Raw genomic sequence first — 8437 nt, 5'->3', positions numbered from 1 at the left:
CCCTCCAACTAGCTAATGGGACGCGGACCCATCTGGTAGCGGGTTGCTCCTTTCCTCCTCATGCCATGCAGCACTAGGAGCGTATCCGGTATTAGCACCGGTTTCCCGGCGTTATCCCAGGCTATCAGGCAGGTTATCCACGCGTTACTCACCCGTCCGCCACTAAGTCTAGCAAAAAGTAAGCTTCTTGCTATTCTCCGTTCGACTTGCATGTGTTAAGCACGCCGCCAGCGTTCGTCCTGAGCCAGGATCAAACTCTCCATGTATTTTTTTATAAAGAGTTTAATCTTTGCTCTCGTTTGGAATTACTCTTCAAAGCTTTTGCTTTGACGAGGTTTTTTTGCTTTGTTTGCGCTCGCGCGCATTCGCATCTCAACTCTGTTTAGTTTTCAAGGACCAACCGGCGTTCTCGGCCGGATCTTTATAGTATCACATCCGGTCGGCTGCGGTCAACCGGTATTTTCTGGTCGACTCGCTGCCATTTCCGTCCTGTGATCCTTTTCCCCGCCGCCACTCGCGCGGCGACATTTATTAATATATCACTTTGTAGCTTGCCCTGCAACAAGTAATTTCTACCAAAAGCATATCTATTTTGGCTCTCTAAAAACCAACCCTTGCATTGAAGCTATTAGCTTCCCCTGTTCATCCTCCACCGTTACTCTGTAGCTAGCTGTACGACGTCCCAGGTGTTCTTCCCTGGCGGTGGCTATCAGTATATCACCCACTTTGCTGGCCTTAATGAAATTAATATTAACATTTATGGCCACTGCCCTTTGCCCTCTGGAGTTACTGGCAGTTCCAAGGGCAACATCGGCCAGGGTAAACACCACACCACCGTGGGTGATCTTGTGCATGTTAGTCATGTGCTCTTCGATTTTTAAAGAAACCTTGGAATAACCTGGCACCAATTCGATTATTTTAACTCCCAGATGATTTGGATAAGGATCATCTTTAATTCTTTCCTTTAATTCTTCATCTAACTTAATCCCGTCCCCAGCCAACACTATTCCTCCCAGCTTTTTTATTCCTATAATACTTACCGCACCAGCGCCGGATTAAATCAAGCCATACAATGAAACCAACAGGTTAAAAGGAAAACTATCGATATGTTAACTTTATCTCAATACCAATAATCTTCATCTCATCTATAGCACCGTTCGATCTGGCAAACCCGGACTTAAGGCGGTAATCGAAAATTATTTCTCGGCCGGTTATCTTATCCGTAAGATGGGTATATTTCCTTCCCACCACCAGGCTCACTTGCCACAGCAGTTTTTATATTTCTTTCCGCTGCCGCAAGGACAGGGGTCATTTCGTCCCACCTTGGTTCGGGTTCTGATGTCAATTACTTTCGCGCCTGTCTCTCCCGCAACAAACGAGACAGCGGGCAGCGGCTGTAAATGTTTCTTTTCCCCCCGGAAAAGTTCTTCCGGTGTATGTCCCTTCAATATCCACCTTCGTGTATTGTTGAAAAGATTCATTATTTCCCCTGTCAATTGCTGCAAGACTTCAAAAGAAGGAAATTCCAACCGGCTTCCCAGGTACTCTATGATATCACCCGGTTTCTCGTCGGTAAGGATTAAATATGTGCATTGTTCAGCTATTTCATCAGCTTCCTCCCTGGTCATTTCATAATGATGCAGTAAAAAGTTAATAAAGCGGTTCAACGCAGGCGTCCGGTCAATAAATCCCGCCTCTCCGGCTTTGATCAGCTGTCCCTTGGTAAATGGATAATAATCGACACCAGGTCTCGCGTTTTGCTCCTGCATAACCATTTCGGCATCAAAGACCCGCGCGTCACAAAAGCCGAAACCGGCGTCATTCGGTTTAATTTGACCATAATAACGCGCAGCATCATATAAAATTTCCATGTATTGAATAGTATCCGGTCTTGCACCGGTGAACTTTTCAATCATATCCTCTAATTTTGTAAAATTAAGGACACCATAATAATACAGTAAACCGTGAGATAAGCGTATCCACTCGGTGTTCCGGTCAACAATTTTTTTTAACTCGGGTTTATCTATTTTCCTAAATACCTCCAAAACTTCCAAAGGCATGGTTAATATTTTTTTATCATCTTTTGAACCGGAAAAAATGATGCCATGTTCTCTAAAGTACTCAATTTTTTCAAGAGTTAAACTGCTTTCAAATATAAAGCCATTGTTATCACAAATCCTTTTAGCCAGGCGGTACCGTTCTTTGTCAAAAAGAACAAAAACATTCCGGGATTGCTCCGGTATAAGCTTGATAAGCTCACCGGCCAGATCTTGCTTTTTCAACCCGCTGAGATTCTTCAGCCCCAAGCTTTTACGGATACTATCCATTTCATTCTTGGCAAGTTGGTTAATAATCTGCGCAAGCCGGCAAGGTACGCTTATTTCTTTCCAGAGCTTTTCCTCCTTTTTTCGCATTTCATTAGCTCTATAATCTTTTGCCTTGTCCATGACCTTCAACAGGGCTTCCATGATTTGTTCATCCATTCTATTATTCATAAGTACTCCCCTTACTATATTTACTATAATTTATCTACAGTAATTAATCTACCACAATTTATCAATCATTAATATTAAAAACCATGCCTTAAAAATCTACGGCCTTATGCCGTCGATCAAGCGGGGGCATCGCCCGTAAGGCGCTAAATGTTTCACAAAACACAAGTTCACATGGTATAATATTCCTATGCTCTTTGCTAATCAGCATAAGGTTGCAGCTGGGTCAAAGGGCTGCTGTGTAAAATGCGGCCTTTGCCTCTGTGCTTATCCGCAGGTTCTTGCCGTACGTAAAGGATTGCTTTTATCACGAAAAAAGGTCTACTCTTGCAGCAAGGGAGAACTCTGTAAAGACACTAAAATATTAACCCCAATATACACCAATCCGGCTGATTTGGATAGAGCAATTGTTTTTTGCGGACATATCGGCCGGCTTGTGAGGAATTTGCAAAACAAGGTGTTGTTACTCTTGAAGAACCAAGGAAAGTACCTGCCGGGGCGAAGATGAAGGTGAGAAGTCCAGGTGAACGATTGCGGATCATCTCGTGCACAACTATTGAACATGAGTAAATATGAAAGGGTGCGCTGATGAATCAATTGCTTATTGACAAGGAAAAGTGCCAAAAAGACGGTATATGCGTCGCGGAATGCCCCATTGGTTGACTGGATGCGTTACATGATCCGGGAAATGCCCGACCGGGCCAAGGTAATGCATCTGGATAGAGTGGTGGCAGCCTGCACCATAGCCATGACCCTTTTTCCACAATATCATCAATGTTTATTTTACCGGTAACCAGTTGCTCAACATCGATTCGACCGTCGGCAACTAAATCGATAGCTGGACCAAACTCTCCATAATAAGCCAGTGAACCCGTTACAGTTTTCTCTGTAAAAGATAAACTGTTAAAATGAAACTGCTCTCTTTTTCGTAGATACCAACAATAACTACTTTACCAGCTGTTCCAGCCAACTCCACTGCTAAAGGACCTGTTTTATCATTTCCAATACATTCAAATACTACATCAGCTCCACCACCGGTAAGTTCATTAATTTTTGTTACAACTTCCACTTCCGATGGGTCAACAAGCTTATCACAAAGACTATACGGTTTTCTTTACAACGGTCACACTCCCAACAAACTTGGCAGGCATCTGCAACCACTCGATCTACCAGGCGGCCGAAGAAGCCATAATAAAGTTAGTCGCCGAAGGAGTCAAAGCCATTGAGCTGTGCGGGGGTTTCGGTCACGAGGGAGTAGCCAGAGCTGCCCGGGCTGCCGGCAGGGGTGTGGCTGTAGGAGCGGTACGTTTCGATGCACACCCAGGGCTTAATGGGAACAGCGGTGATGCAATATTTTAACTACAACTTTTCCAAACTCATAGCCAAAACGATAGTGGGGGTTTTATTTCGTTATGATGAAGCGATATATAATAGAATTCGGCACCGGTATTGATTTTCACGGCCAGGATGTAACGGGCGCAGCTCGCAAAGCTGTTAAAGACGCCATATCGCACGCCTGCCTGTGTGGAAGTAAAGTTGGACCTGGACTAAATGATCTAGAATTTTGCAAGATCAGGATATTGTGGAACTGCATGCTTAAATAAACGTACATTTGGCATTCATACCTTTCCAGCCGGCGGCCAAACTATAGTTAGCAAATAATATGTTAAAACAAAATGGTTCAAACTGGAAAGGGGTGTCTGTTAATGACGATTAAAATAGGAATCAACGGTTTTGGCCGTATCGGACGAAATGTGTTTCGTGCGGCTTTGAATAATCCGGAAGTCGAAGTAGTGGCGGTAAACGACCTGACCGATGCCAAAACGCTGGCCCATTTATTAAAGTATGATTCGGTGCAAGGTGTTTTAAACGCTGAAGTTAGAGCTGAGGAAGGAAGTTTCACGGTTAATGGCAAAAAGGTACGTGTCCTGGCTGAAAGGGACCCGGCTCAGCTGCCATGGGGCGACCTCGGGATTAGCTTGGTTGTTGAATCCACAGGCCGTTTCACCAAGGGAGAAGAGGCCGCTGCGCACCTGAGGGCCGGCGCCCGGAAGGTCATAATAAGCGCGCCGGGCAAAAATGTTGACGCAACAATTGTTATGGGGGTAAATCATAATGATTATAATCCCGAAAAAGATAATGTGGTATCCAACGCCTCCTGCACCACCAACTGCCTGGCGCCGGTGGTGAAAGTGCTGCACCAGCGATTTAAGATTAAAAACGGCATGATGACAACGGTACATTCATACACAAACGACCAGCAAATCCTTGATCTCCCCCACAAGGATCTGCGCAGGGCACGGGCCGCCGGCGTATCGATAATACCCACCACCACGGGCGCAGCTAAAGCCGTGGGATTGGTAATTCCTGAACTCCAGGGTAAGCTAAACGGTCTGGCCATGCGCGTACCCACTCCCAATGTTTCAGTAGTAGATTTTGTGGCTGTGGTAGAACGGGCCACTTCTGTGGAGGAAGTTAATGAGGCCTTGCACAGCGCAGCGGAGGGAGAGTTAAAGGGGATTATGGCCTACAGCGACGCCCCGCTGGTTTCCAAGGATTATTACGGCGACTCACATTCATCTATAGTCGACGCTCCCTCTACCATGGTGATGGACGGCAACCTGGTTAAAGTGCTGGCCTGGTACGATAACGAGTGGGGCTATTCATGCCGGGTGTTAGATTTATTGATGTACATGGCCAAGCGCGAATCAGGCAATGTCCCCAAAATAACCTGGACGGGAATTACCAGAACAGATATGTACCGCAGCGTAACAGCAGCTTACGCCCCGCCAATAAAGAGCTAACATAATAATAAAATAATAAAAACAAGCTGTTGGCTAATTTGGGGCCAGCAGCTTGTTTTTTTAAGCTTAATTTAGATTAGTATCTACGGCCGGCGGCTGCCGGGATGCACTTTTAATGTATTGCATTACTGCTTAAAATAAAAAAATTACCGTTACAGGTAATGCCATTGGAGGTTAACTTTCAAATATGATAAAATTTGCATAAAACCGCGGGAGCTAATATGGAAAATAAAAACAGATACAATATTTACTCAGAACACCTGATTAAAAAATTTGGCCAAAAAGTGTATAAACTGCCTGTTAATCTGCCAGGAACCTGCCCAAACCGGGACGGCACCCTGGGCACAGGTGGATGCATATTTTGTGATGAGCAGGGATCTGGCTTTGATGCCCTGCCCAACTCGCTTTCTGTGCAAGAACAAATCAGAGAAAACAAAAAATATTTTAAAAAAAGATTTGGTGCCCAAAAATTTATAGTTTACTTCCAGGCTTTTACTAATACATATTTACCGCCGGACCGTTTTGCTCAAAATATTCAAACTGCCGCAGCAGAGGAAGATGTTGTGGGGATTTCAGTATCGACAAGACCGGACTGTATTAATGAAACTTACCTGGATATTCTTGCAGCAGCCAAAGAGGAAAAAAACCTGGATATCAACATAGAACTGGGCCTTCAAACAGTTAATTATCATACCTTGAAAATAATAAACAGGGGGCACACCCTGGCTGAGTTTATTGATGCAGTAGACCGGGTCCACCGCAGGCAGTTTGAAATATGTGTTCATTTAATCTTAAACCTGCCCTGGGACACCAATGACGATGTAATTGAAAACGCCAAGATTGTCTCAGCGCTTGGTGTAAAATACGTTAAATTACACTCTCTTTATATTGTTCGCAATACGGAACTCGGGAATATGTACCAGCGTGGGGATTTTAATCTTATCACATTAGAGGATTATGTCCGCAGGGTAATTACTTTTTTGGAATACCTGGATCCTGGTATTGTCATCCAACGCCTTGTGGGTAAGGGACCCCAAAATCAGGTATTGTTTTGCAACTGGGATGCCAGTTGGTGGAAAATCAAAACCGAGCTGGAAAAAAAACTAGTTAAAGAAAACACCTGGCAGGGTAAAAGATTTAATTACCTGAACGGAAAAGCGTTAAACAGGTGGAACCAACCACCCGGTTAATCAGAGTTTAACCAGCTTTTATTGATAGTTGGGTTAAGCCGTTTACTTAAATATGTCTTGTTTATCACCAAGTAACACTTTTATTAATTCCTTAACCTTTTCGTTGGTGACTTTATAATAAACCTCGGTGCCATTCCGCACACCGTCAACTATACCCTGGGCCCGTAATATAGCTAACTGCTGTGAAACCGTTGATTGCGGCAAAGCCAGACAGTCTTTCATTTTGTTAACGTTACAAGTATCGTTAAGTAATCCGGCCACAATACAAAGGCGGGTTGGATGAGCCAGAGCCTTTAATAGTCTGGCAGGCTCTTCATAATTGATTGTTTCTTTCATGTTTAACACTCCCCGGCACCTAATTGTTATCTTTTTTTAATAATATATTATAATATTATGTTTTATTCAATATCATTTTATTATTCTACGCCTGATAAATGATGTTTCTTCTACTTTGAATAATACCAGGATGAAAATGAATATTGTTCCAGCTGCACCAACCGCCACTGTCATACCCAACAACAACCCGGTAAGAGTGATGGTACCGGCGAATAAACCGGTATACCCTCCGATCAGTCGCATAACTAATGCTGCAACAACGGTTGCAGTAAGAATTTTTAACTGATCCTTGGCTTGCTTCTTCCAGTCAAAACCAGGTAATCGCTGTGACAAAAACACCAGGAGAAGAACTGCTGTAATAAAAAAACCAACTGTATTACCAGTTGCAAGGCCGGCATGTCGCATCGAGCCAACCAGCAGGTAATCTGCCACAATATTTATAGCTAACCCGGCTAAACCAAACACCAGGGGCAAAACAGCATCGCCCAGGCTTAGAAATGTACATGTAAGCACGGAAATAGCGCACATGGCAGCAACGGAAAGGGAATAAAAACCCAGGGCCGTTGCGGTCGCCGCAGTGGCGGAAGAGTCAAAGGCACCTCGCTCAAAAAGCAGACGGGTTAGCGGTTCAGGTAGAGCCAGCATGATAGCTGCGCTGGGGTAAGCGATCAGCGCAACCAATCGCAGGCCCATTGCGGTCCTTTCGCTGAGCTGTTGCATATCCCGGCGGCTTGCCGCAGCGGCAAGGGCAGGAAAAAGCACAGAGGAAACTACCGTAACAAACAGGCCGTAAGGCAGCTCGCGCACACGATTGGCAAAATTTAACGCCGCTATACTTCCCTCGGGCAAATGGGAGCCGAACCAACGATCAACAAAAACAAAGCCCCGGGAAGCAAGGGTGGAGATAGTAACAGGTATGGTAAGCCGCACAACTTTAATCACATCCGGGTCATTTAAATCCAGCTTTGGCAGCAGAGGAATACCGAACTTTTTTAACGCCGGCAAATTATATAGATAAAACAAAACCGCACCGGCCAACGTACACCAGGCCAGACCAGGGCCTTGCATTGCGCCGAACGGGAGAATTAATGCCAGAAATAAAACGTTCTGCCAGACCGGAGCAGCCGCGGGAACGGCAAATTCCCTGTGTGCATTAAGCGCCGCCTTGGCCAGGAAACCCATAGTAAGGAAGAAAGTCGACGGCAGCATGATCCTGGTGCATAACAGCGCCAGGTGTCTGGACTCACCAACAAAACCCGGAGCCAGCAAGTCTATAACTTGTGGGGTAAATATATACCCTAAAATAGTTAACGCGGCAACAAAGGCGCCAATCAGATAAAATACCGTAGACCCCAGGCGTGTCCCGTTCCGCCCTTGAATGCGCGCTGTGTAAACAGGAAGAAATGCATTGCCGGCAGAAACGCCGATAATAGTTGAGAATGTGAATGGTATTGTTACAGCTACAACAAAAGCGTCGGACTGCGCCGACGTCCCTAAAAGTGCGGCTATTACCTGCTCGCGGACAAAGCCCACTACCCGGCTGGCCACAAATAACATTAAAAGAACAGATGATGCTTTAAAAAAGGTCTTCGCTGACATATTCTAAGAATAATGT

The 8437-nt window shown here is 44.9% G+C and carries 11 protein-coding genes and 1 rRNA gene; 6 read left to right on the top strand and 6 right to left on the bottom strand.

Going from position 1 to position 8437, the window contains the following annotated elements; genetic code table 11:
- The 3 genes from H569_RS0118785 to H569_RS0118775 form a co-directional block, all read right to left on the bottom strand.
- Positions 1–266 (bottom strand): 16S ribosomal RNA (locus H569_RS0118785); the annotation flags it as partial.
- Positions 267–587: 321 nt separating this feature from the next.
- Positions 588–1001: a hydroxyphenylacetyl-CoA thioesterase PaaI gene (gene paaI / locus H569_RS0118780; protein WP_027366239.1), complete on the bottom strand. Its 414-nt coding sequence runs from the start codon at positions 999–1001 to the stop codon at positions 588–590.
- A 255-nt stretch (positions 1002–1256) separates the two neighbouring features.
- On the bottom strand, positions 1257–2495 hold the full coding sequence (locus tag H569_RS0118775; protein ID WP_027366238.1) for an SEC-C metal-binding domain-containing protein: 1239 nt from the start codon (positions 2493–2495) through the stop codon (positions 1257–1259).
- 585 nt (positions 2496–3080) lie between these two features.
- Between H569_RS0118775 and H569_RS23775 the strand changes: the two genes are divergently transcribed.
- Together H569_RS23775 and H569_RS22950 are read left to right on the top strand one after the other, a co-directional pair.
- Positions 3081–3155, top strand: a complete 75-nt coding sequence (locus H569_RS23775) for a 4Fe-4S binding protein (protein ID WP_081411122.1) — start codon at positions 3081–3083, stop codon at positions 3153–3155.
- Positions 3148–3285, top strand: a complete 138-nt coding sequence (locus H569_RS22950) for a hypothetical protein (RefSeq protein WP_207637589.1) — start codon at positions 3148–3150, stop codon at positions 3283–3285. Before H569_RS23775 ends, H569_RS22950 begins: the two co-directional genes overlap by 8 nt.
- Positions 3286–3366: 81 nt before the next feature.
- Here H569_RS22950 and H569_RS0118765 read toward each other — a convergent pair whose 3' ends face one another.
- On the bottom strand, positions 3367–3561 hold the full coding sequence (locus H569_RS0118765; protein WP_027366237.1) for a zinc-binding dehydrogenase: 195 nt from the start codon (positions 3559–3561) through the stop codon (positions 3367–3369).
- A gap of 5 nt (positions 3562–3566) precedes the next feature.
- Here H569_RS0118765 and H569_RS0118760 point away from each other — a divergent pair, with 5 nt between their 5' ends.
- From H569_RS0118760 to H569_RS0118745, 4 genes are all read left to right on the top strand, one after another.
- A complete protein-coding gene (locus H569_RS0118760; RefSeq protein WP_081411117.1) occupies positions 3567–3851 on the top strand; it encodes a DUF6506 family protein in 285 nt (94 codons plus the stop codon).
- 53 nt (positions 3852–3904) lie between these two features.
- The gene (locus H569_RS21100; protein WP_034631412.1) at positions 3905–4096 is read left to right on the top strand and encodes a Lin0512 family protein; all 192 of its coding nucleotides are present in this window, start codon (positions 3905–3907) and stop codon (positions 4094–4096) included.
- A 102-nt stretch (positions 4097–4198) separates the two neighbouring features.
- Positions 4199–5296, top strand: a complete 1098-nt coding sequence (gene gap / locus H569_RS0118750) for a type I glyceraldehyde-3-phosphate dehydrogenase (protein ID WP_027366235.1) — start codon at positions 4199–4201, stop codon at positions 5294–5296.
- Positions 5297–5517: 221 nt separating this feature from the next.
- On the top strand, positions 5518–6486 hold the full coding sequence (locus tag H569_RS0118745; protein WP_027366234.1) for a TIGR01212 family radical SAM protein: 969 nt from the start codon (positions 5518–5520) through the stop codon (positions 6484–6486).
- Between the two features lie 42 nt (positions 6487–6528).
- Here H569_RS0118745 and H569_RS0118740 read toward each other — a convergent pair whose 3' ends face one another.
- Both H569_RS0118740 and murJ read right to left on the bottom strand, forming a co-directional pair.
- On the bottom strand, positions 6529–6822 hold the full coding sequence (locus H569_RS0118740) for an ArsR/SmtB family transcription factor (protein ID WP_027366233.1): 294 nt from the start codon (positions 6820–6822) through the stop codon (positions 6529–6531).
- A 72-nt stretch (positions 6823–6894) separates the two neighbouring features.
- Positions 6895–8421 (bottom strand): murein biosynthesis integral membrane protein MurJ, encoded by a 1527-nt coding sequence (gene murJ / locus H569_RS0118735; protein WP_081411116.1) that lies wholly within the window; start codon positions 8419–8421, stop codon positions 6895–6897.
- Positions 8422–8437 lie beyond the last annotated feature (16 nt).

Source organism: Desulfotruncus alcoholivorax DSM 16058 (assembly GCF_000430885.1).
Taxonomy (GTDB): Bacteria; Bacillota; Desulfotomaculia; order Desulfotomaculales; family Desulfallaceae; genus Desulfotruncus; species Desulfotruncus alcoholivorax.
The sequence above is the reverse complement of the archived record's forward strand: the minus strand, read 5'-3'. Positions and strand labels throughout refer to the sequence as shown.

Coding starts and splice junctions, on each gene's coding strand:
- H569_RS0118775 (WP_027366238.1), bottom strand. CDS start 2,495: ATGAATAATAGAATGGATGAACAAATCATGGAAGCCCTGTTGAAGGTC.
- H569_RS0118760 (WP_081411117.1), top strand. CDS start 3,567: ATGGGTCAACAAGCTTATCACAAAGACTATACGGTTTTCTTTACAACG.
- H569_RS21100 (WP_034631412.1), top strand. CDS start 3,905: ATGATGAAGCGATATATAATAGAATTCGGCACCGGTATTGATTTTCAC.
- gap (WP_027366235.1), top strand. CDS start 4,199: ATGACGATTAAAATAGGAATCAACGGTTTTGGCCGTATCGGACGAAAT.
- H569_RS0118745 (WP_027366234.1), top strand. CDS start 5,518: ATGGAAAATAAAAACAGATACAATATTTACTCAGAACACCTGATTAAA.
- H569_RS0118740 (WP_027366233.1), bottom strand. CDS start 6,822: ATGAAAGAAACAATCAATTATGAAGAGCCTGCCAGACTATTAAAGGCT.
- murJ (WP_081411116.1), bottom strand. CDS start 8,421: ATGTCAGCGAAGACCTTTTTTAAAGCATCATCTGTTCTTTTAATGTTA.